Source organism: Pseudoflavonifractor intestinihominis (assembly GCF_040096055.1).
GTDB classification, from domain to species: Bacteria; Bacillota; Clostridia; order Oscillospirales; family Oscillospiraceae; genus Pseudoflavonifractor; species Pseudoflavonifractor intestinihominis.
Genome location: NZ_JBBMFK010000005.1, coordinates 55,819 through 78,559 on the forward strand (window position 1 = coordinate 55,819; position 22,741 = coordinate 78,559).

At 64.1% G+C, this 22,741-nt stretch carries 18 protein-coding genes and 1 pseudogene; 8 read left to right on the plus strand and 11 right to left on the minus strand.

The features are described 5' to 3' along the window. Window positions 1–76 precede the first annotated feature (76 nt). The gene (locus tag WMO64_RS04515) at window positions 77–1,024 is read left to right on the plus strand and encodes a hypothetical protein (RefSeq protein WP_349231156.1); all 948 of its coding nucleotides are present in this window, start codon (window positions 77–79) and stop codon (window positions 1,022–1,024) included. A 66-nt stretch (window positions 1,025–1,090) separates the two neighbouring features. Here WMO64_RS04515 and WMO64_RS04520 read toward each other — a convergent pair whose 3' ends face one another. The 3 genes from WMO64_RS04520 to WMO64_RS04530 form a co-directional block, all read right to left on the minus strand. Beyond that, window positions 1,091–3,457: an FAD-binding protein gene (locus tag WMO64_RS04520; RefSeq protein ID WP_349231157.1), complete on the minus strand. Its 2,367-nt coding sequence runs from the start codon at window positions 3,455–3,457 to the stop codon at window positions 1,091–1,093. Between the two features lie 70 nt (window positions 3,458–3,527). Next, on the minus strand, window positions 3,528–3,965 hold the full coding sequence (locus tag WMO64_RS04525; RefSeq protein ID WP_294521894.1) for a MarR family winged helix-turn-helix transcriptional regulator: 438 nt from the start codon (window positions 3,963–3,965) through the stop codon (window positions 3,528–3,530). 89 nt (window positions 3,966–4,054) lie between these two features. Continuing rightward, window positions 4,055–5,089 (minus strand): sensor histidine kinase, encoded by a 1,035-nt coding sequence (locus WMO64_RS04530; RefSeq protein WP_349231158.1) that lies wholly within the window; start codon window positions 5,087–5,089, stop codon window positions 4,055–4,057. 437 nt (window positions 5,090–5,526) lie between these two features. On the opposite strand from WMO64_RS04530, the gene gap reads away from it, so the two are divergent. Further along, entirely contained in the window at window positions 5,527–6,537 is a 1,011-nt protein-coding gene (gene gap, locus WMO64_RS04535; protein WP_294521888.1) for a type I glyceraldehyde-3-phosphate dehydrogenase, read from the plus strand. A 71-nt stretch (window positions 6,538–6,608) separates the two neighbouring features. Here gap and WMO64_RS04540 read toward each other — a convergent pair whose 3' ends face one another. Then, the gene (locus WMO64_RS04540) at window positions 6,609–7,952 is read right to left on the minus strand and encodes an MATE family efflux transporter (protein WP_349231159.1); all 1,344 of its coding nucleotides are present in this window, start codon (window positions 7,950–7,952) and stop codon (window positions 6,609–6,611) included. A gap of 191 nt (window positions 7,953–8,143) precedes the next feature. Then, on the minus strand, window positions 8,144–8,704 hold the full coding sequence (locus tag WMO64_RS04545; RefSeq protein ID WP_349231160.1) for a manganese efflux pump MntP: 561 nt from the start codon (window positions 8,702–8,704) through the stop codon (window positions 8,144–8,146). A 346-nt stretch (window positions 8,705–9,050) separates the two neighbouring features. Between WMO64_RS04545 and WMO64_RS04550 the strand changes: the two genes are divergently transcribed. From WMO64_RS04550 to WMO64_RS04565, 4 genes are all read left to right on the plus strand, one after another. Beyond that, window positions 9,051–9,950: an RluA family pseudouridine synthase gene (locus WMO64_RS04550; RefSeq protein ID WP_349231161.1), complete on the plus strand. Its 900-nt coding sequence runs from the start codon at window positions 9,051–9,053 to the stop codon at window positions 9,948–9,950. A 131-nt stretch (window positions 9,951–10,081) separates the two neighbouring features. Next, complete coding sequence (locus WMO64_RS04555) at window positions 10,082–10,669, plus strand: inorganic diphosphatase (protein WP_294521879.1); 588 nt, start codon at window positions 10,082–10,084, stop codon at window positions 10,667–10,669. A 102-nt stretch (window positions 10,670–10,771) separates the two neighbouring features. Further along, window positions 10,772–11,929, plus strand: coding sequence for a UDP-galactopyranose mutase (gene glf, locus WMO64_RS04560; RefSeq protein ID WP_349231215.1), 1,158 nt, complete (start codon window positions 10,772–10,774; stop codon window positions 11,927–11,929). A gap of 30 nt (window positions 11,930–11,959) precedes the next feature. After that, the gene (locus WMO64_RS04565) at window positions 11,960–12,988 is read left to right on the plus strand and encodes a glycosyltransferase family 2 protein (protein ID WP_294521877.1); all 1,029 of its coding nucleotides are present in this window, start codon (window positions 11,960–11,962) and stop codon (window positions 12,986–12,988) included. Window positions 12,989–13,039: 51 nt separating this feature from the next. Here the strand turns inward: WMO64_RS04565 and WMO64_RS04570 are convergent, their stop codons facing one another. The 3 genes from WMO64_RS04570 to WMO64_RS04580 form a co-directional block, all read right to left on the minus strand. Beyond that, window positions 13,040–14,491, minus strand: a complete 1,452-nt coding sequence (locus tag WMO64_RS04570) for a nicotinate phosphoribosyltransferase (RefSeq protein WP_349231162.1) — start codon at window positions 14,489–14,491, stop codon at window positions 13,040–13,042. A gap of 29 nt (window positions 14,492–14,520) precedes the next feature. Beyond that, complete coding sequence (locus WMO64_RS04575; RefSeq protein ID WP_349231163.1) at window positions 14,521–15,051, minus strand: cysteine hydrolase family protein; 531 nt, start codon at window positions 15,049–15,051, stop codon at window positions 14,521–14,523. A 108-nt stretch (window positions 15,052–15,159) separates the two neighbouring features. After that, entirely contained in the window at window positions 15,160–15,669 is a 510-nt protein-coding gene (locus WMO64_RS04580) for a GNAT family N-acetyltransferase (protein WP_294516659.1), read from the minus strand. A gap of 173 nt (window positions 15,670–15,842) precedes the next feature. On the opposite strand from WMO64_RS04580, the gene WMO64_RS04585 reads away from it, so the two are divergent. Beyond that, window positions 15,843–16,982 carry a hypothetical protein gene (locus WMO64_RS04585; RefSeq protein WP_349231164.1) on the plus strand — a complete coding sequence of 380 codons (1,140 nt, stop codon included), beginning with the start codon at window positions 15,843–15,845 and terminating at the stop codon, window positions 16,980–16,982. A gap of 249 nt (window positions 16,983–17,231) precedes the next feature. Here WMO64_RS04585 and WMO64_RS04590 read toward each other — a convergent pair whose 3' ends face one another. Further along, window positions 17,232–19,307 carry an elongation factor G gene (locus WMO64_RS04590; RefSeq protein WP_294516655.1) on the minus strand — a complete coding sequence of 692 codons (2,076 nt, stop codon included), beginning with the start codon at window positions 19,305–19,307 and terminating at the stop codon, window positions 17,232–17,234. Window positions 19,308–19,602: 295 nt separating this feature from the next. Between WMO64_RS04590 and rnr the strand changes: the two are divergent. Continuing rightward, a pseudogene (rnr, locus tag WMO64_RS04595) lies at window positions 19,603–21,744 on the plus strand (ribonuclease R); the annotation flags it as partial. A 72-nt stretch (window positions 21,745–21,816) separates the two neighbouring features. Here the strand turns inward: rnr and WMO64_RS04600 are convergent. Together WMO64_RS04600 and rpsR are read right to left on the minus strand one after the other, a co-directional pair. Further along, a complete protein-coding gene (locus tag WMO64_RS04600; RefSeq protein WP_294516652.1) occupies window positions 21,817–22,266 on the minus strand; it encodes a helix-turn-helix domain-containing protein in 450 nt (149 codons plus the stop codon). A 181-nt stretch (window positions 22,267–22,447) separates the two neighbouring features. Then, window positions 22,448–22,687: a 30S ribosomal protein S18 gene (rpsR, locus tag WMO64_RS04605; RefSeq protein WP_006572919.1), complete on the minus strand. Its 240-nt coding sequence runs from the start codon at window positions 22,685–22,687 to the stop codon at window positions 22,448–22,450. Window positions 22,688–22,741 lie beyond the last annotated feature (54 nt).

Here is a 22,741-nt window from a genome sequence, read left to right on the forward strand (position 1 = left end):
CCAGGGGAAAGCTTGCGCAGCGGCAGGGGAACAGGTAGAATAAAAGAGAGAAAACCGGCGAAAGGAGCGACGGAACATGGCGCGCACACTGGAAGAGCTCAACCGCACCCTGGCGGAGCTGGGGGAGCGGCAGGAGAGACGGCGGCGGCTGCTGGTCCAGCGGTCCGCTCTGGGGGACGAGGCGCGGGAGCGCTCCGCCCGGGCGGAGGAGCTGGCCCAGCAGCTGGCCAAGGAGCGGCGGGATGTGGAGGAGCTGGAGGGCGTGAGCCTGAAGGGGCTGTGGCTGCGCATCACCGGTGACCGGGAGGTGCGGCTGTCCAAGGAGGAAGCGGAGGCGCTGGCGGCCCAGGCCAAGTATGAGCAGGCCCTCCGGGACGTGGAGGCGGCCCAAAACCGGCTGGCCGAAATGGAACGGGAGCTGGAGGGCATGCCCGACTGCACGGCGGAGCTGGAGGCGGCCCTGGAGGAGAAGCGGGCCCTGCTGCGCACTGCGGGCGGCCCGACCGGGGAGCGGATCGCCGAGCTGGAAGAGGAGATCGCCCGGCGGAAGGACAGGATCAAGGAGCTCCGGGAGGCCTCGGCCGCCGGGGAAGAGGTGTTCTCCTGCCTGGACGTGGCAGACGACAAGCTGGACGAGGCCCAGGGCCTGGGCACCTGGGACATGCTGGGCGGCGGAGTCTTCGTCACCATGATGAAGCACGACAAGCTGGACGAGGCGCGGAACTATGTGGACCGGGCCCAGCAGGCCATGTCCCGGTTCCGCACCGAGCTGGCCGACGTGGACCTGATCTCCCGGGCCCAGGTGTCCATCGGGGACTTCGCCACCTTTGCCGACTACTTCTTTGACGGACTCTTTGCCGACCTGGCGGTGCAGGAACAGATCGAGCAGTCCCGGGACAGCGTGGTCCGGGCGGGGATGGAGGTGAAGTCGGTGCTCCAGCAGCTGGCCGGCCTGGAGGGGGAGGAAGAGACGGGCATTGCCCGGGCTCAGGCGGAGCTGGCGCGCATCACGGAAGCGGGATAAATCCAGACAGTAAGGCGCGGCCCGGAGCAATCCGGGCCGCGCCTTTGTTTGCTTATGGAAAGGGGCTCAGCCTGCCGCCACAGCGGCGGCCTGCTCGCCGGCGATATAGCCGCTGCCGAAGACCCACATACCGGCGTCGCCGCCGATGGGGTACTCGGCGCCGGTGGCCATGATGTTGCCGAAGCCGTCGTTGCCCGCCACGAACAGGTTCTCAATGGCGGTGCCGTCCTCACGGACAGCCTGCATGTTGCTGTTGACCTCCACACCGCCGCAGGAGCTGATGGCCAGGCCGCAGCACTTCATCACATAGTAGTACTCGCTGCCGTCGGCATTGGCATCGGAGGTGCTGGTGCCGTAGGCGGCGGCCAGAGTGCCGTCCTCAAAGCCCAGCAGGGCGTCGCCCTCGGACAGGGAGGACACCTTCCAGGCAAAGCCCTGGCTCACGGCCTGCTCCATGACGGTATCCACCCAGTCGCCCAGGGCCATGCCGGCGGGGATGCCCAGACCCACGTTCTGGAAGCCCATGGCGTTGCTGGTCAGGCCGCTCTCGGCGTAGGCCTGGAGCTGCTCGGCGGAGTAGACCACATAGTAGGAGGAGCCGATGGAGTAGGTGCCCATGGCGCCGGAGAAGCCGCCCATGGGGTTGTAGGCGTCATAGTCCTCGGGGCGGAAGGAGGTGCCGTCGTCCTCCACGAACACGCCGTCGGGGTTGCAGGCCAGGATGACGGTCAGGTCGTTGGGGGACCACTGGGTACCGTCGTCGGCGGTCTGGACCTCAAAGGCGGTGATGAACTGCTCGCCCATACGCTGGTGGCTCATGGGGTAGGCGTCCAGATTGTAGGGAGCCGCGCCGGCGTCCAGGGCCATAAGGATGCCGTCGCCGTCATTGCCCTGCCAGCCGTAGTAGAGCCAGTCGTCGCCGCCGCCGGCCCACTCGTCCATCAGCTCGTCGCTGCCGCCGTAGCCGCCGGTGGCCAGCACAACCGCCTTGGCGGTGACATAGTAGGTGGTGCCGTCGTCGCCGTGGGCCTCCACGCCGGTGATGTTGCCGTCGTCGTCGTAGGTCAGGTTGGTGACCGTGGTGGACAGCAGGGCCTGGCCGCCGTTGGAGATGAAGTTGTCGTACACGGTATCGTAGTACTTCTCCGCCTCATAGTAGGAAACGCTGGTGCCCTCGCCGTCGGTGCCGAAAGAGTAGACATCGTCTGGCGTGAACAGGTCGGGCTCTTCAGGCGTGGTGGGCAAAGCCATAGGACCGCCCTCTGTAACGTTCTCCATCACCATAGACATGGAGGACTGGACAAAGGCCATGCCGTACTCCATGATTTTTTGGATGCCCAGACCGGAGGCGGGCACCACGGCCTTGTAGGCCTCGGCGTTGACGGGGGTGAATTCGTCGGCGTGGGCGGCGACATAGTCCGGGTCATTCCACTGGGAGTCCTCCTCGCCGTGGCGGTGGTTGGCAATGGTCTGCTCATAGGTGTCCAGGATGGCCTGGGCCTGGTCGGCGGTGGTGTCCGGGCTGTAGGCCTTGGGGCCGCCGGTCATCATGGACTGTCCGCCCCAGCGGAAAGTCTTTTCGATGTTGAGCACGGATGCGCCGCTGTCCAGGGCGGCCAGGGAGGCCACCGCACCGGCGGCGCCGGCGCCCACCACCACTACGTCGCAGCTCAGCTCCTCCACGTCCTCAGTCTTGGAGGAGGGGGTCATGAACATGGCGTTGATGGCGGTGTTGATCTCGTCATCGGAGTAGCCGGAGGCGTCAAAGGCCTGCTCCAGAGCCGAGCGGATGGCGTTCTTGATGCCGTTGGAGGAGCCGGTGGCGCCGGTGACGGCATCCACGCCGATGCTCTGCAGCTCCAGGATCTGGGGCTCCAGCTCCTCAAAGGCCCCAGTGCACAGGTAACGGTTCTCATAGGAGTCCTGGTCGTCCACAAAGTTGTCCTGGAGGGACAGGGAGACGATGCTGCTCTCGTCCACCGTCACGTCCACGGTGACAAAGTCGATGCAGGAGAAGCCGTGGGACTGGCCGGTGTAGGTGCCGGAGGTCATCTGGTACTCAGCGGTGTCCAGCAGCCCGGCCTGGCGCATGGCGTCCTGGAGGGCGGCGATGACGCCGTTGGAGGTGCCGGTGGCGCCGGACACCGCGTCCACCTGGCCCTGGTTCTCCACGATGGCGGTCTGGAAGTGGTCGATCTGGGCGCCGCCGATATCAGGGGTCTCGTCGGGGGCGTCGATGGTGCAGGCGGTGATGACCCCGTCCGCCACCTCGATGGTGACGCTGATGTCCCCGCCGTAGCCCCGGGCAGTGCCGGTGTAGGACGCGGTCTGAGCCTGGGAGCCGGAGGGGCTGGTCTCAGGTTCCTGGGACGAGCAGGAAGCCAGGGAGAACGGCAGCGCCAGCGCGAGGAACAGAGAGATGCTTCTTTTCATGACAGATTCCTCCTCTATGTGCCGTTGGCAAATAAGTAACATGCTATATATATGGGAAAAAGAAGAAGGGCTATTCGCCCAGCTCCTTTTGCAGATTATCCCGGACCACCTTCAGCATCCGCACCAGCTCGGCCCGCTCCTCCGGTGAGAGGCCGCGGGTCAGCAGCTCCTCGCTGTCCTCGATGGCGTTGAGGGCCTCGTCCTTTGCGTCGGCGGGAGGGAGAGGGTAGAGGTTCCGGGCCCGCTTGTCCTCCGGGTCGGGCACGCTGATCAGCAGTCCCTTTTCCACCAGACGGCTTACAAGGCCCACCACTGTGGGGTGGGACACACCCAGAAAGGCCTCCACGTCCCGCAGCGTGGTCCGGGCGCCGCCCTGGGCCATGACAAAGCGGAGTACCTCCGCCTGGGCCGGGGTGATCCCCTCGGACCGGAAACGCTGATAGAGTACCTTTCCGTGGGCGTCGTAGATCAGCTTGATCAGAAATCCTACGTCGCTCTCTCTGCCCATGAAATCCTCCAAATATATAGCGTGTTACCTTTTTCGTATTGTATGGCACACGCAAGAGATTGTCAAGTGTTTGACAGACAAAAAAGAAATTATTCCAGCCCATCCTGCCGGAAGACCTGCCAAGGCAGCACGGCGGACAGCTCGATCAGCACCGGTGAGAAGCCGCCGGTGAGGTCGGCGGCCTGTCGGGGCGTGCGGAGAAGAGGGGGCTGCTCCGGCCGGCTGACAGGGAGGGATACCGTGGCCCGCAGGCCTTCGCCGGTCCTGCTCTCCAGCATCAGTGCGCCGCCGTGGAGGGCGGCGATCTGCCGGGCGATGGGCAGGCCCGCGCCTGCGCCGCCGGCATTGGAGCGGCTGCCCAGACCCGGGCCGCTGTCCCACACGGTGAGAAGGGCACGGCCGCCGGTCTCCGTCAGCCGCAGGCCCGCCCTGCCGCCGCTGCCGGCGGCCTGCAGGGCGTTGGAGATGAGGCACAGCAGCATCCGCTGGATGAGCACGCTGTCCCCGGTGGTGAGCAGAGAGCCGCAACGGTCGTCAAAGCGGAAGGATACCCCTGCGGCCTCCGCCAGGCCGGACACCTTCCGGCACAGCTCCCGGCACAGACCGGCCAGGTCCAGGGGAGCGGCGGACAGGGTCAGCCGTCCCTCCGCCAGGGCGCCGGCGGTCTCGGCGTTGTTCATCAGGCGCAGCATCCGGTAAAAGCTCTGGTGCATGATGGCCAGGTACTGCTCATATTTGGGCCCCAGCTCCTGCAGAGCGGGCGTAATCAGCTGAGCGGCGGCAGTCAGATTGCCGATATTCTGCCGCATCTGCTCCAGCAGGGCGGCGGTGCCGGGAAAGGGGGAACTTACCGGATCCTCAGGCAGAAGGACCGCCAGCAACCCGTCCCCCTGGGGGGACAGGGAGAACCGCCAGGTCCGGCCGTTGGCGGCGCAGGTGCCCACAGTGGGGCCGGAGTCGGAAGAAAAGCCGGAGAGGAACTCAGGCGCCGGCCCGCCGGCAGGGTCCAGACCCAGCAGTTCCGCCGCCGCGCTGTTGCAGACAGCGGTTTTTCCCTCACGGACGATCAGGGCGGGAAAGGGCACGTGCTCCAGGGAAAAGGGAGAGAACGGCGTGTTGTCCATAGGCTGCGCTCACCTCCATTCAATATCTCATGCTGCGTTATAGCTTATGCAGTTCCGGGTGGAACCGCGTTTTTTTCAGTATACCAAAATCTGGCCCGGGCAACAAGTGGATTTGTCGAAAAGGGTCGAATGAGGAGAAAAGCGGACTAAGGGCCGCGTTTTGCCCCCGGCGGCCGGTTGAAGAGAGGGAAAAACAGGAATAGATTCCGCTTGGAGCGGATAAACACGGAAGAAGCTGGCGGAACACCGGTACAAAGCCGGGCCGGCGGACGCTTATGCCGGACTTAAGCGCTTTTGTGGGCACACTTGCTATAACTTGAATAAAAAAAGCAAATTTTTTGGGAAATTTCAAAAAAACTCTTTAAAAACGCAACAAGATAGGCTATAATAGGGGGCGCACGAGGATACCTCGAACATTTTAAAAGGAGAGAATTGAAATGAGCATTAAAGTCGGCATCAATGGCTTTGGCCGCATCGGCCGTATGGTCTTCCGCGCTAGTCTGAATCATCCCGAGATCGAGATCGTGGGCATCAACGATCTGTGCCCCGCCGACTACCTGGCTTACATGCTGAAGTTCGACACCATGCACGGCCAGTTCGCCGGCGAGGTGAGCAGCAACGAGCAGGGCATCGTGGTCAACGGCAAGTGCATCCCTGTCTTCGCCGAGCGTGACCCCGCCAACATTCCCTGGGGCAAGCTGGAGGCCGAGTACGTCGTGGAGTCCACCGGTCTGTTCCTGACCCAGGAGAAGGCTGAGGCCCACCTGAAGGCCGGCGCCAAGAAGGTCGTCATGTCCGCCCCCTCCAAGGACAGCACCCCCATGTTCGTCTGCGGCGTGAACCTGGACAAGTACACCACCGACATGAACTTCGTGTCCAACGCCTCCTGCACCACCAACTGCCTGGCCCCCATCGCCAAGGTCCTGAACGATAACTTCGGCATCACCGATGGCCTGATGACCACCGTTCACTCCACCACCGCCACCCAGAAGACCGTTGACGGCGTGTCCATGAAGGATTGGCGCGGCGGCCGTGCTGCTTCCGGCAACATCATCCCCTCCTCCACCGGCGCCGCCAAGGCCGTGGGCAAGGTCATCCCCGAGCTCAACGGCAAGCTGACCGGTATGTCCATGCGTGTTCCCACCCTGGACGTGTCCGTCGTTGACCTGACCGTCAACCTGGCCAAGCCCGCCACCTACGAGGAGATCTGCGCCGCCATGAAGGCCGCCTCCGAGGGCGAGCTGAAGGGCGTTCTGGGCTACACCGACGAGGATGTTGTCTCCTCCGACTTCCTGGGCGACACCCGCACCTCCATCTTCGACGCCAAGGCCGGCATCGCCCTGACCGACACCTTCGTGAAGGTCGTGTCCTGGTACGACAACGAGGTGGGCTACTCCAACAAGGTGCTGGAGCTCATCAAGCACATGTACTCCGTCGACCACAAGTAAGCTGGTCCCCAAAACGGAAACGGAAAATCCCCTCCGGAGCGATCCGGAGGGGATTTTTTATCTGCCTGGAATCAGATGGCCATGGCCTCGCCGCCGGGGAGGGCCACGCCGGCCAGGGCCCGTCGGCCCAGCCGGACGCTGAGGAAGAGGGTCACCAGCTCCACGGCCGGGAAGGAGAGCCAGATGCCGGTCATGCCGAAGAGGGAGGCAAAGAGGCAGGCGGCAGGCACAATGCCCAGGCAGCCCCGGAAAAAGGACACCCGGAAGGAGGCGCCCGCCTGCTCGGTGGCGCCCAGCAGGGCGGCGGTGACAAAGTTGAAGCCCACGAACAGGAAGCCCACAAAGTACAGCTTCAGTCCCGGCTCGGCGATGGCCTGGAGCGCGGCGTTGCCCTCGCTGTTGAAGAGGGCCACCAGCTGCCCGGGGAAGAGCAGGGCGGCGCCCAGCGCCGCAAGCCCCAGAACAGAGGCCAGCGCCAGGGCTTTGCGGTACACCCGCCGTACTACGTCCAGGTCCTGCATGCCGTAGGCGTGGCTGAGGAGGGGCTGGCTGCCCTGGGAGATGCCGGTGAAGATGGACAGTACCACCAGGGCCAGATTGGCCACCACGCCGTAGGCCGCCACGCCTACAGTGCCCGCCGCGTGCATCACCAGCAGGTTGAACACCACCAGGGTGATGCCGGAGGAGAACTCGTTGATAAAGGCGGCGATGCCCAGTCCGGCCACGGCGGCCATCTTCCGCAGGGACAGCCCGGTGGGCGCGGCCTTGAACCGGCTGCGTCCGGGCAGGATATGGCCGAAGAGGGAGATGGCGATGCCGATGATGGGGGCGGTGCCGGTGGCCAGGGCGGCACCGAAGATGCCCATGTTCAGGGGGTAGAGGAACAGGTAGTCCAGCACGATGTTGGACAGGCTGCCCACCAGCATGGCCGCCATGGCCAGCTTGGGGCTGCCGTCGTTGCGGACAAAGGCCACCAGAATGTGGTTGAGAATAAAGAAGGGGGCGAAGAGAAAGGCGGTGCGCAGGTACACCGCGCACATGGGCAGGATCCGCTCCTCCGCGCCCAGCAGCCTGGCCAGAGGCTGGGAAAACAGCAGTCCGAAGACCACCAGCACCACGCCGGCCCCGATGCCGGCAATCAGGGACAGGGTGAAGGAGGCGTTGGCCTCCCTGTCGTCCTCCCGGGCCTTGCAGATGGCGTACCGGGTGGCGCCGCCGATGCCCAGCATCATACCCAGGCCGTTGATAAAGCCAAACACCGAGATGGCCAGGTTCAGGGCTGCCAGGCCGTCCGACCCCAGACGGATGGCCACGAAAAAGGTGTCCGCCAGGATATAGCCCGACATGCCCACCATGCCCAGAATGTTCAGGGACATGTAGCGGGCAAAGGTGCTGTTCAGATTATGCTCGTCCATAGGTTGATCCCTCGCTTTTCAAAGATGGGGCTGCCGGACCCCGCAGAGCAAAAAAGTGCCTGGATATATTCCTTCTAAGACCTACGGAATATATACAGGCACAGACTGCATTTACCCGGTGGTAAATGCCGGCACGAATCAAAAATTGTCGTAAGAGAGGATAACACAGGCGGTGGGAGAATGTCAAGCCCTCAGCCCAGGATGCCAAGATGCTCCAGCAGGATCTTCACGCCCATGAGGATGAGCACGCACCCGCCGAAGAGCTCGGCGCCCGAGCGGTACCTGGCGCCGAACACGCTGCCAATCTTGACGCCGGCGGCGGAGAACAGGAAGGTGATCACGCCGATAAAGGCCACGGCGGGGCCGATGTCCACCCGCAGGAAGGCAAAGGTGACGCCCACGGCCAGGGCGTCGATGCTGGTGGCCAGAGCCAGGGGCAGCATGGCGGCGGGGGAGAAGGAGCCGTCCTGCCGCTCCTCGTCGCCGCGGGACTCCTTGACCATGTTGCCGCCGATAAAGGCCAGCAGCACAAAGGCGATCCAGTGGTCCACGCTGGTGATGAGGGCCTCGAACTGGGAGCCCAGCAGCCAGCCCAGGAAGGGCATCAGGGCCTGAAAGCCGCCGAACCACAGCCCGGCGGTGAGCATATGGCCCAGGCGGACCCTGCCCACCGACAGGCCCTTGCAGATGGAGACGGCGAAGGCGTCCATGGACAGCCCCACGGCGATGATGAACAGTTCCAGAAGACCCATAATAAAAAACCTCCGGTCGGGGGATTTGGCCCGGCCTGAGGGCCGGAGCGGGAGAAAACAGCGCATTTTTCCAAAAACAGGCAAACAAAAAGAGACCTATCCACCCCCTGGCAGATAAGTCTCGTCATTTCAGGCTGAACCAGAGGCCCCAGGCCCCAGTATGTTGGCTCCGCCGCGCACGCCGCGCCGACTACTCCCTTATGTTCGTCCATTCTAACATTTTCCGCCCCGGCCTGTCAAGAAAAAACAGACGGTTTCCTGTCCTGTCCGGGGTAGCCATCGGGGCGGGGCTGTGATAAAATGTTCCATGCTCGACTGAGAAGCACCACAGGACGGAGGGAGAACCATGGGAAAAAGCACGGCGGGGGAGCGGCGCTACCCTGTGACGGAGAAGGGCTATCTGCTGGAGTTCCTGCTGGAGCGGGTGAAGGGGAAGTCCCGCAACGCGGTGAAGCACCTGCTGTCCGGGCGGCAGGTGGCGGTGGACGGGAAGATCGTCACCCGCTTCGACTGGCCCCTGGAGCCGGGGGAGGTGGTGACCATCCTGCCCCAGGGCGGGGAGGAGCGGGCCAAGGCCCCATTCCCCATCCTCTATCAGGACAAGGACCTGATCGCCATCGACAAGCCCGCCGGGCTCCTCACCGTGGGCCACGAGGGGGAGCGGCAGCGCACGGCCTATCGGATGTTGGCCGACACCCTGCGGGACGGCAGCCGAGAGAAGAAGCTCTTTGTGGTCCACCGGCTGGACCGGGACACCTCGGGCGCGGTGCTCTTCGCCCGGAATGAGGAGATGAAGCGCTCCCTCCAGGAGGACTGGGACAAGCTGGTAAAGGAGCGGATCTATCTGGCGGTGACCGTGGGCGCGCCTGAGCGGCAGGAGGGCGTGGTCCGCTCCTGGCTGAGGGAGACCTCCACCCGGGTGGTCTACTCCGCCGGTCCTGGCAGCGGCGGCAAGGAGGCCATCACCCGCTACAAGGTCCTCTCCCGGGCGGGGGAGTACGCCCTGGTGCGGGTGGCACTGGACACGGGCCGGAAGAACCAGATCCGGGTCCACATGGCCGACCTGGGCTGTCCCGTGGCGGGGGACAGAAAGTACGGCGCCGGCGCCGGCCCCATGGACCGGCTGGCCCTACACGCCGTGCGGCTCACCATCACCGACCCCCGCACCGGAGCGCCCCTGACTGTGACTGCGCCGGTGCCCAAGCCCTTCCTCCGCCTGTTCCCCGGGGCGGAAAAAGGGGTCTAACAGGCCAAAAGATGGGAAAACCGCGTTGTAAAGCGGGGAAGAATCAGATATAATAAAAAAGATACAGCGATACAGACCATGCGCCGGACAGGGCGCGTGAAAAACGTTTGAGTAAAGAAGGAGCCTGCTGCATGTCAAATATCTGGCACGATATCAGCCCCAAGCGCATCACCCCCGAGGATTTTGTGGCCGTCATTGAGATCCCTCAGGGCAGCAAGAAGAAGTACGAGCTGGACAAGGAGACCGGCCTCATCATCCTGGACCGGGTGCTCCACACCTCCACCCACTACCCCGCCAACTACGGCTTTATCCCCCGGACCTACGGCGACGACGGCGACCCCCTGGACGTGCTGGTCCTCTGCTCCGAGTCCATGGACCCCCTGACCCTGGTGCGGGTGTACCCCATCGGCTATATCTCCATGCTGGACGACGGCAAGAACGACGAGAAGATCATCGCCATCCCCTTCTCCGACCCGGCCTACAACGGCTACCGGGACATCAGCGCCCTGCCCGCCCACGTCTTTGACGAGATGGCCCATTTCTTCTCGGTCTATAAGCAGCTGGAGGGCAAGGATACGGTGGCCGGCGACGTGAACGGCCGTGAGGCGGCCATCAAGGTCATCCAGCGGGCCATCGACCACTACAACGATACCTTCCTGGGCAACACCAACGGCCCCACCGACGGCCGCTTCGACCGGTTCGGCGGCTCCGACCGCTGAAATATTTCGGCAATTTAAGGCTTTCTTAATACTTTTTCCGTTCATTTTATCCACAAAATCTGGTAAGATGGAGGAAAGATCATGCTGCGAGGTGTTCATTCCATGAGTCAGAAGTACGACTGCCTGGTCATCGGCGCCGGCTTCGCCGGAGCGGTGACCGCCCGGGAGCTGGCCGAGCGGGGCGGGAAAAACGTGCTGGTGCTGGAGCGGCGCAGCCACGTGGGCGGCAACGCCTACGACCGGCTGGACGACGCCGGCGTGCTCATCCACCAGTACGGCCCCCACATTTTCCACACCAACAGCCAGCGGGCCTATGACTACCTCTCCCGCTTCACCGCCTGGCGTGACTATCAGCACCGGGTGGTGGCCAATGTCCACGGCACCATGATGCCCGTGCCCTTCAACCTGACCTCCCTGGAGCTGGCCTACGGCCCCGAGAAGGCCGCCCGGCTGGAGAAAAAGCTGGTGGAGACCTACGGCGCGGAGAAAAAGGTCACCATTCTGGAGCTGCGCAGAAGCGACGACCCGGAGATCAAGGCCCTGGCGGATTATGTATATGAGAACGTGTTTGTCCACTATACCATGAAGCAGTGGGGACAGACGCCGGAGGAGATCGACCCCAACACCACCGCCCGGGTGCCCGTGTTCCTGTCCCGGGACGACCGGTATTTCCAGGATACCTGGCAGGGCATCCCCGCCGAGGGCTACACCCCTGTCTTTGACCACATGCTGGACCACCCCAACATCACCGTGGAGCTGGGGGTGGACGCCTCCGACCGCCTGAGCCTGGACGTCTCCGGCCTCTCCCTGGACGGCGAGCCATTTACGGGCGCGGTGGTGTACACCGGCGCGGTGGACGAGCTGTTCGGCTGCTGCTTCGGCCGCCTGCCCTACCGCACCCTGGACTTCAAGTTCGAGACCCACCCGGTGGAGTGGTTCCAGCCCCGGGGCACGGTGAACTACACCGTCAGCGAGGACTACACCCGCATCACCGAGTTCAAGTATTTCTCCGGCCAGGATCTGCCCGACCGGACCACCATTGTCAAGGAGTACTCCCGCGCCTACACCGGCGCGGCGGAGGAGACCCCCTATTACGCCATCATCAATGAGGCCAACAACGCCCTGTACGCCAAGTACCGGGCCCTGGCCGACGCCCTGCCCGACTTCCACCTGCTGGGCCGGCTGGCGGAGTACAAGTACTACAATATGGACGCCATTGTGGTCCGGGCCCTGGAGCTGGCGGACCGTCTGCTGGGCTGAGGGCCCGGCAAACAGAAGGGTGAGAGAAAAATGGATAAGATTATTACCTTTGCCGTGCCGTGCTACAACTCGGCGGCCTACATGGACCACTGCATCCAGACCCTCCTGGAGGGGGGCGATGACATCGAGATCATCCTGGTGGACGACGGCTCCACCAAGGACGACACCCCCGCCATCTGCGACCGGTACGCCGAGCAGTACCCCGACATTGTCCGGGTCATCCACCAGGAGAACGGCGGCCACGGCGAGGGCGTGAACCAGGGCATCCGCAACGCCTCCGGCATCTACTACAAGGTGGTGGACTCCGACGACTGGCTGGACGTGGACGCCCTCCACAAGGTGCTCAATAAGCTGCGGGAGTTTGCCAAGATGGAGCGGCCTGTGGACATGGTCATCGCCAACTATGTCTACGAGCACGTGGAGGACAACACCCGCAAGGTGATGGGCTACACCAACGTGTTCCCCAGGAACCGGATCTTCACCTGGAACGACATCGGCCGGTTCCGGGCCTCCCAGTACCTGCTGATGCACTCGGTCATCTACCGCACCAAGCTGCTGCGCAAGTGCGGCCTGGAGCTGCCCAAGCACACCTTCTATGTGGACAATATCTTTGTCTACCAGCCCCTGCCCTACGTCAAGACCATGTACTACATGGACCTGGACCTGTACCGGTACTTCATCGGCCGGGCGGACCAGAGCGTCAACGAGAAGGTGATGGTGGGCCGTGTGGACCAGCAGGTCCGGGTCACCCGCCTGATGATCGACGCCCACGACCTGCGCCGGGTGCTCACCGTCCAGCCCAAGCTGGGCCGGTACATGCGCAACTACCTGGCCATGATGATGACCATCTCCTCCATCTTCCTCATCATCGACGGCTCTCCCGAGGCGCTGGGCAAGAAGACCGAGCTGTGGGAGTACCTCCGGTCGGTGGACGCCCGGCTCTACCACAAGCTCAAGTACCGGGCGGTGTCCTTTGTGGGCAATATCCCCGGCTATCAGGGCCGGAAGCTGTCCGTGGGACTGTACCGCATGGCCCGGAAGATCTACAAGTTCAACTGACATAAAAAGAAACCGGCTGTTCCCCACGGGGACAGCCGGTTTTTGTGTGTCTCAGATATGGCCCGCCTCTTTGAGCAGCTCATGCTTGATGTCCCACAGCTTCTGAGACAGGTCCACATAGTAGTTGTGGGGGTTCTCAAACCGCTTGACCTCGTCCCACTGGAGGTCGATCTGGGCGGCGCAGTAGGCCCGCATCTCGGTGATGGAGGGGGACTGGTACACCAGCCTGCCCTCCTGGAAGATGGGCACCAGCAGCTCTACCGCGGTGAAGTCGGTGACGGTCTTCCGCTTCCAGGTGGCCTCCGGGTCGAAGAGCTCCAGAGGCTGGGTGGGGTCGATGACCTCGTCGTGGACGCAGATCAGGTCGGCCATGGCCTTGCCCGTCTCGTTTTCAAAGATGCGGTACACCTTCTTGAAGTGGGGATTGGTGATCTTGGAGGGGTTCTCGGAGATCTTGATCTTGGGGATGATGTTGCCCGCCTGGTCCTCCACAGCCGCCAGCTTGTACACGCCGCCGAACACCGGCTCGCTCTTGGAGGTGATGAGCCGCTCGCCCACGCCGAAGGAGTCGATCTTGGCCCCCTGGAGCAGCAGGTCCCGGATGATATACTCGTCCAGGGAGTTGGAGGCCACGATGGAGCACTCGGTGAGCCCGGCGGCATCCAGCATCTTCCGTGCCTTCCGGGACAGGTAGGTCAGATCGCCGCTGTCCAGCCGGATGGCGCACTTGGTGATGCCCTGGGGCAGCAGCACCTCCTTGAAGGCCCGGATGGCGTTGGGCACGCCCGACTTGAGCACGTTGTAGGTGTCCACCAGCAGGGTGGCCGAGTGGGGATAGAGCTGGCAGTAGGTCTTGAAGGCGGTGTACTCGTCGGGGAACATCTGGATCCAGGAGTGGGCCATGGTGCCGCCGGCGGGAGAGCCGTACATCTGGTCGGCCAGGGTGCAGGCGGTGCCCGCGCAGCCGGCGATATAGGCCGCCCGGGCGCCCAGCACGGCGCCGTCGCTGCCCTGGGCCCGGCGGGAGCCGAACTCGCTCACCGGACGCCCGCCGGCAGCCCGGACGATGCGGTTGGCCTTGGTGGCGATGAGGGACTGGTGGTTCAACGTGAGGAGCAGGTAGGTCTCGATGAACTGGGCCTCAATGGCGGGGGCCCGCACGGTCATGAAGGGCTCGCCGGGGAAGATGGGGGTGCCCTCGGGCACGGCCCAGATGTCGCCGGTGAACCGGAAGTCCCTCAGGTAGGACAGAAAGTCCTCGCGGAAGGTGTTCTTGCTCCGGAGAAATGCGATGTCCTCCTCGTCAAAGCGCAGGTTCTCAATATACTCGATGACCTGCTCCAGACCGGCGGCGATGGCAAAGCCGCCTCCGTCAGGGACGGTGCGGAAAAACACGTCAAAGTAGCAGATCTGGCTGGACATACCGGTCTGGAAATAGCCGTTTGCCATGGTGAGCTCGTAGAAGTCGCACAGCAGGGTGTAGTTCATAGGATTCTTTTTCATGATTGATCAGCCTTTCAGCGCACAGCGCATTACGTCCGGTTGGCCACGGTCACCTGGAGCCCCTCCAGCACGTCCAGACACTTCTGATGGAGGACGGGGTCGGCAGAGGCGGTACAGGAGGCGTCCACCACAATTTCCGCCTCGGGCAGGGCGGCCTTGGCGATGACGGCATTGGACAGCACGCAGATATTGGACACCAGCCCCACCAGCTCGATCTGCCCGTAGTCCTGTCCCTTCAGCCACTCGCCCAGGGCCAGGGAGGGGAAGGTGGGCTTTTCAAAGCGGCGGTCGCCCTCACAGGCGGCCCTGGCCGTCGCGCCGTACAGCGCCCAGCCCTCGCTGCCGCGGATGCAGTGGGCCAGGGGCAGCTTGCGGCCCTCCTGGGTGGAGAGATAATCGGGGGTGTGGGTGTCAAAGGTGAAGGCCACGTCGTCCCCGGCGGCGCGGTAGGCGGCGATCTTGGCCGCAATGGGGGCGTCCAGCAGCTCCGCGCCGGCAAAGCCCAGGGAGCCGTCCACAAAGTCCTTCTGATAGTCCACCACAATGAGCAGCTTTTTCATAGATGCAACCTCCTGGGCGGGATACGCCTGAGAATAGATTTTATTTATTATATGTGATTTTCACCAAAAAAGCAAGGACGGCCACAGGGAACTCCGTCAGGGGACGGCTCAGAGCACCTTTTCAAAGCAGGGAAAGCCGTCGGGGCGGCCCTCCCGGTCGAAGTGGACCTGGCCCACCTGGGTGAAGCCCTGGCTGCGGATCAGGGCCTGCATCCGGTCATTGCGGGCGTAGGTGTCGAGATGAAAGACGGGCAGCCCCAGACGGCGGGCCATGGCCTCTGCAAACTGAAAGAAGCTCCGGCCCACGCCCCGGCGCTGGGCGGCCGGGTCCACCGCCAGACGGTGGAGCACCATGGCCGGGCCGGGTACGGCCCAGGGCAGGGGGGCGTACTCGGGGGCCTGCTCCTGGTTGAGGCACACCGCCCCCAGGATGGTTCCGGCCTCATCCACTGCCACATACAGCTCTCCGCGGGCCTGGTCGGCGGCGTAATGGGCACGGGTGGGGTAGTCCTCTCCCCACTGGGGGTTGCCCAGGGAGCGCATGTGGGCGACCGCCCGCTGCACCAGCGCCCACACGGCGTCCATATCCTCAGGGCGGGCGAGACGAATCGCTGTCATATCAGAGTCACTTCCTCTGTCGGGTTTTATCACAGTATACCCCGGCGGCGGGGGAAAGGGAAGAAAAACTTGACAACCCGGCGGGGGCAGGATATGGTGAAGATGGAGATGAAGCCGCAGAGCGTGGACGGGCTGGCCCGACGGCCCGGGCAAATGGGAGAAAGGAGATGCCCATGAAACGACTGACAGCGCTGTTTCAGGCAGGGGTGGTCCGCCCGGACCGGCGGAGACCGACCGCACTGGCCGCGGTGCTGGCCGCGGTGGTGCTTATGGCCTCCGCCTGTACCTTTGGAGCACCGGCGGACGCATCCCACCCTGCTCAGAGCGAAAACCCGGATAACAGCCCCCAGCCCACGGAGACCGCCGCAGCGGAGCTGCCCGAGGACTGGTCGCAGGTGAGCGGCAGGCTGTACAGACGGGGCTGGCAGGTGGACTACCAGCTGGCCGTGCCGGAGGAGTACAGCGGCGATATTGAGAGAGGGATCACCTCGGTGGCTCTGGGCATGGAGGGCTGCTCCCTGGTCCTCCTGGCGGAAAATGAAGTACCCAGGGAGGCGGCGGTCCTTGGCGGTAAGATGGTCCGGATAGAGAATCTGGACGCCGACGGAAAGCCCATTGAAGATGGGACGGCCTCTGATTCTGAGGATTCGGATGCGATTGTGTGCACCGGCTGGTACATTCCCCTGGATGGGGAGCGGCGTCTCCGCCTGCTGTGGCCCACGGAGGAGACGGAGCTTGGGGAACAGGTGGCGGCCACCATCACATGGAGCGGCCTGGAGAACAACCCCGAGCCCGACCTGCCCCTGCCCACGGCGGAGCAGATGGGCCTCACCGGTGATGCAGCGGTTCTCTTTGACGCCCTGCAGGCCCAGTATGCCGACCCGGAGCAGATTCCCGTGCGCTCCCGTCCCAACGATGTGATGATTCCCTCCTTCACCATCTGGGACAGCTATGAGGAGGACGGGGATACGGTGCTGGTGTGCAGCGTCAACGAGCGGTTTTACTACACCGTTCAGCTGGATGGCAGCTGCGATGGATGGGGCGGCGGAGGCAGTCCCACCGCCTTCCGGGGACGTTACGATGAGGATGGAACTTTCCAGGTGACGGAGATCATAGCGGCCGCGGACGGAGAGGGGTATGCCGCCTCCATCCGGCGGCTGTGCGGTCCCCTGGAGGAGCTGGCGGATTGGCTGATCAGCGGCGAAGGGGAGCAGCCGGAACCCATCTGGGACGAGATGTCCGATCAGAACGAGATGATGCGCATCTACCTGGCGGAGCTGGGCCGGATGGTTATGGCGGGCGCCTTTGACTAACACAAAAGACGACAAAAAACGGTCCCGGAGCACAGCTCCGGGACCGTTTTGATTGTGGGTTCAGCCCTCCTCGGCCTGCATGGCCTTGGCGGCGGTGAGGGCCTTCCCGCCCCAAAAAGCCGGGGCTTTTTGGGGACCCCCGCTTTTATCTGCACGGGCGGAGTGAATCCGCCCGGCATCAAGGTTTTGCCTGACGGCAAAACGCTTGGGACGCCGCACCGGCGGCGAAGCGTGGAGGCATGAGGGAAATCAGCCCTCCTCGGCCTGCATGGCCTTGGCAGCGGCGATGGCCTTCTCCTGGACGGCGGGAGGCGCGTCCTCATAGCGGACAAAGTGGAAGGTGAAGGAGCCGCGGCCCTGGGTCATGGACCGCAGGTCGATGGCATAGCGGCTCATCTCGGCCATGGGCACCTCGGCCTCTACCACCTGGTTGCCCTCGTGGTCGGGGTTCATGCCCATCACGCGGCCCCGGCGCTTGTTCAGGTCGCCGATGATGTCGCCCATGTAGCTGTCGGGAATGGTGACCTTCAGCTCGCCGATGGGCTCCAGCAGGACGGGGTTGGCCTCGGGCAGACCGGCCTTGTAGGCCAGCTGAGCGGCGGTCTTGAAGGCCATTTCGGAGGAGTCAACAGGGTGATAGGAGCCGTCGAACAGGGTGGCCTTCAGGTTGACCACCGGGTAGCCGGCCAGCACGCCGTGCTGCACGGCCTCGCGCAGGCCCTTCTCCACGGCGGGGAAGTAGTTCTTGGGCACCGCGCCGCCGAAGACCTCCTCGCAGAACTCCAGATCCTCGCTCTCGCCGGGCTCGAAGCGGATCTTGACGTCGCCGAACTGGCCGTGGCCGCCGGACTGCTTCTTGTGGCGGCCCTGGACCTCCACCTTCTTGCGGATCTTCTCGCGGTAGGGCACGCGGGGTTCGGACAGGGTGGCGTCCACGCCGAAGCGGCTCTTCAGCCGGGAGAGGATCACGTCCATCTGCATGTCGCCGGTGCCGGAGACCACCATCTGGTGGGTCTCGGCGTTGTTGACCCAGGTGAAGGTCAGGTCTTCCTCGTTCATACGGGTCAGGCCGGCGGCCACCTTGTCCTCCTGGCCCTTGGTCTTGGGGGCGATGGCCACGGAGTAGCAGGGCTCGGGGAAGGGGATGGGCTCCAGCTTGACCACCTTGCGGGCGTCGCACAGGGTGTCGCCGGTCTTCAGCTTGTCCATCTTGCCGATGGCGCCGATGTCGCCGCACTGGAGCTCCTTGACCTCGTCGGCCTTCTTGCCGGTCATCACGTACAGGCGGCCCAGCTTCTCGGTGGCGCCGGTGCGGGCGTTGACCATGGGCATGTCGGGCTTGATGGAGCCAGAGAGCACCTTGACATAGGAGTACTTGCCGTACTGGTCAGAGGTGGTCTTGAACACAAAGGCGGTGGGCAGAGCGCCGGGAGAGGAGACGAACTCATCCAGCTCGCCCTCGGCGTTCTCGGCCACAAGGGCCTTGCCCTCCAGGGGGTTGGGCAGCAGCTCCACAATGGTGTCCAGCAGCATACGGGTGCCCAGGCCGGACATGGCGCTGCCGCAGAGCACCGGGAACAGGGACAGGTCCTTCACGCCCTGGCGCAGGCCCTGGATCATCTCGGCGTAGGTGAAGTCCTCGCCGGAGAAATACTTGTCCATGAACTCCTCGCTGGTCTCGGCCACAGACTCCTTCAGGGCGTCGTACAGCTCGTCCAGCACAGGCTTCTTGTCCTCGGGCACCTCGATCTCCTGGCGGGAGCCCTTGACGAACTCAAAGGCCCGCTTGTGGAGCACGTCGATGATGCCGATGACCTTCTTGTCCGCGTCCCAGATGGGGGCCACCAGGGGGGCGATGTTCTTGCCGAACCGCTCGCGCAGGGTGGCGAAGGCGGCGTTGTAGTCGGCGTTGTCCTCGTCGGTCTTGGAGATGTAGAGCAGACGGGGCATCTTGCGGCTCTCGCAGAGCTTCCAGGCCTTCTCAGCGCCCACGCTCATGCCGCCCTTGGCGGAGCAGACGATGATGGCGGCGTCGGCGGCCTGCATGGCCTCGATGACCTCGCCGGAGAAATCAAAGTAACCGGGGGTGTCCAGAACGTTGATCTTGCAGCCGTCATATTCCACCGGGGCCACGGCCAGGGAGATGGAAATCTGGCGCTTGGTCTCCTCGGGATCATAGTCGCACACGGTATTGCCATCGGGGACCTTGCCCAGTCGGGCGGTGCCGCCGGTCAGATACAGCATACTCTCTGCCAGGGAGGTCTTTCCGTTTCCGCCGTGCCCCAGCAGGCAGATATTACGAATGTTTTGCGCGGAATAGCTCATACGTTGTTTCCACTCCTTACTTTTAGGGTCACTCCAGGCCGGCCGGACGCCGGGCGGTCTGAGATATTAGTCATTATACACCAAAGGATGCGGACTGACAACTTATATTTTTAGAAAGAATATAGAACGGCGCCCGAACCATGGGCCCGCCCGGGACAGAAAGTTATTATTTTGACAAAGCGGAGCGGGAAGGCGGCATTTTTGGCGGAAATTCGGGTGGACAGAGCGGGAAATGTGGGATACTATAACCTGTGGAAGATCACAGATGAACAGATGAAAATGGAGAAAGCGAGAAAGTATGGCTAAGAATAAAACGGAACAGATCATCACCGGCGTGTTCCAGGGCACCAGCCGGGGCTTCGGCTTCCTGGTGCCTGAGGACGGGAAGAGCCGGGAGGACGACTATTTCATCCCGCCCAGGGCCACCGGCGGCGCCTGGGACGGGGACAAGATCCAGGCCGCGCCCGACCCGGAGACGCCCTGGGAGGAGGGGCGGCGCACCGCCTCTGTGGTCCGGGTGGTGGAGCGGGCCAACAGGTTCGTCACCGGCGCGGTGGAGAAGCTGGGCCGGGAGCTGTGGCTCAGGCCAGACTCGGACAAGCTGCCCGGGCCCATCAAGATCTCCGGTAAGACCAAGGGGCTCCGGGTGGGGGAGAAGGCCGCCGTGGAGATGCTGGGGTACGGCACCGCCAAGACGCCCCCCATGGGCGCCCTGCGGGAGACCTTCGGCCCTGCGGGCACCCGGCAGTCCTCCACCGCCGCCATCCTCTACCACTACGAGATCGACCCTGAGTTCCCGCCCGCCGTGCTGGACGCGGCGGCCAAAGCCCCGCGGGAGGTGGAGCAGTCCGCCCTGGCGGGCCGCGCCGACCTGCGGGACAAGATCATCATCACCATTGACGGCGCCTCCTCCAAGGACCTGGACGACGCGGTGAGCCTGGAGCGGGACGACAAGGGCCGGTGGGTGTTGGGGGTCCACATCGCCGACGTGAGCCACTATGTGCAGGAGAAGTCCCCGCTGGACCTGGAGGCCTGGGAGCGGGGCACCTCGGTGTACTTTGCCGACAAGGTCATCCCCATGCTGCCGGTGGAGCTGTCCAACGGCATCTGCTCCCTGAACCCGGGGGTGGACCGGCTGACCATCTCCTGCTTCATGACCCTGGCCGCCGACGGCCAGGAGGAGGACCACCATATCTGCAAGAGCGTCATCCGCTCCACCGAGCGGATGACCTATGAGGACTGCAACAAGCTGCTGGCCGGAGAGGACCAGGAGCTGGAAAAGCGGTACGCCGACATCCTGCCCATGCTGAAGGATATGGCAGTCCTGGCCAAGGTGCTGGAGAAGCGCCGCAAGCTGCGGGGCAGTCTGGACCTGGAGACCAGCGAGAGCTATATCATCTGCGACGAGACGGGCAGGCCGGTGGACATCAGGGTGCGCAGGCAGGGGGAGAGCGAGGCACTCATCGAGTCCTTTATGCTCGCCGCCAACGAGTGCGTGGCCAAGCACCTCTTTGACCGGCACAAGCCTGCGGTCTACCGGGTCCATGAGAAGCCCTCTCAGGATAAGGCCGAGGGGCTCAAGACCATGTTGGCCCCCTTCGGCTACACCTTCCAGGAGGCGGACAGCTTTGCCATCCAGAAGATCCTGGAGGACGTCAAAGGCAAGCCGGAGGCCCCCATCATCAGCACCATGGTGCTCCGCTCCCTGATGAAGGCACGTTACGACGTGCAGAACCTGGGCCACTTCGGCCTGGCGGCCAAGTACTACTGCCACTTCACCAGCCCTATCCGCCGTTACCCCGACCTGATGGTCCACCGGGTGCTCACCCAGGTGCTTGCTGACGAGGCCGACCCGGCCAACGTGGGCAGGACCATGCCCTGGGAGAAGCGGATGGCCGCAGTGGCCGCCCGGGCGGCGGACCAGTCCTCCCAGCGGGAGGTGGCGGCCCAGAACGCCGAGCGGGAGATCGAGAAGCTCTATATGGCCGAGTATATGCTCTCCCACGTGGGGGAGCAGCTGTCGGGCACCGTGTCCGGCGTGACCAAGTTCGGCCTGTTCGTCATGCTGCCCTCCGGCGTGGAGGGCCTGATCCCCGCCGAGGCCCTGCCCCGGGACCACTACCACCTGGACGACCAGCACATGGCCCTCCGGGGGGAGCACACCGGCAAGGTGTACTCCTTCGGCATGGCTCTGGACGTGGTGTGCGCCGCCGCCGACCCGGGCAGCGGACAGATCACCTTCCATCTGGACGGCGTGGAGCCCCAGGCCGCGCCCCAGCGCACCGAGACGCCCCGCCAGAATCCCCGGCGGCCCGGTCCCCGCTCTGCGGCCCGCAGGAGCGGCGAGCACCGGAGCAACGAACACCGGAGCGGCGGCCAGCGCCGCAGCCGCCCGCCCCGCCACAAGCCGGGCAAGGGCGGCAAGAAGCGGGGCTGAGGGCCGCGCAGGAAAAAGCAAACAGGAGCGCCCGCGCAGATGCGCGGGCGCTCCCGTTTTCTCCTGAGCGTGTTACTTCTGCTTCAGCAGCTCCCGGTGGACCGCCTTGGCGATGAGCTCCTGGCCCTCGGGGGACCGGAGGGTGTCCAGCACGATGGAGCGGAGCAGGTCCTGGACCTGCTTGCTGGAGAGCACCGAGTCCATCACCGTGCCCTGGGGCTGGGCGGAGGGCTGGGCTTTCCGGGGGGCAGGGGTGGGGACGTGGACCGGCTCGTCCTGGGGCACGGCGCCGCTCATCCAGTCCTCCTGGCGGGTGGGATCGCTGCTCTCGCCCCGCAGGTAGAACAGGGACACACCGAAGTAATTGGCCATCTTCTCCTGCTGCTCCTTGGTGGGGGTCTGGCGGCCGGTCTCAAATTTCTCAAAGGCGCCCTTGGGGAAGCCCAGAGCGGCGGCCGCTGCCGGGCGGCTCAGGCCCTTGGCGGTGCGGAGCTCCTCAATGCGCTGCGCAAGTGTAACCATGAAACAAACTCCCTTTCGGTTGATCTGACAGGCCATATTATACCGCCCCGGGCCATCTGCCGCAAGAGCGGAGCGGGGCGGGTTTCCACCGGAGGGGCGGAAAATGTGGAAACACGACCGGGGCGGAAAAAAGAAAGCGGGACGCATTCCATTCGGAATGCGTCCCGCCGGTGTGACGGAATTAGTCGGTCACGTAGGGCAGCAGAGCGATCTGACGGGCCCGCTTGATGGCCTCGGTCAGCTGACGCTGATGCATGGCACAGGTGCCGGTGGTACGGCGGGGCAGGATCTTGGAACGCTCAGAGAGGAAGCGGCGCAGCTTCACCGCGTCCTTGTAATCGATGTGCTCGACCTTGTCCACACAGAAGGTGCAAACCTTGCGGCGCTTCCGGCCGCGGGGACGCTCTCTATCCATAGCCATGGTAGCAAAACCTCCGTTTCGTGGGGCGATGACCCCTTGATGTCATAGGGCACG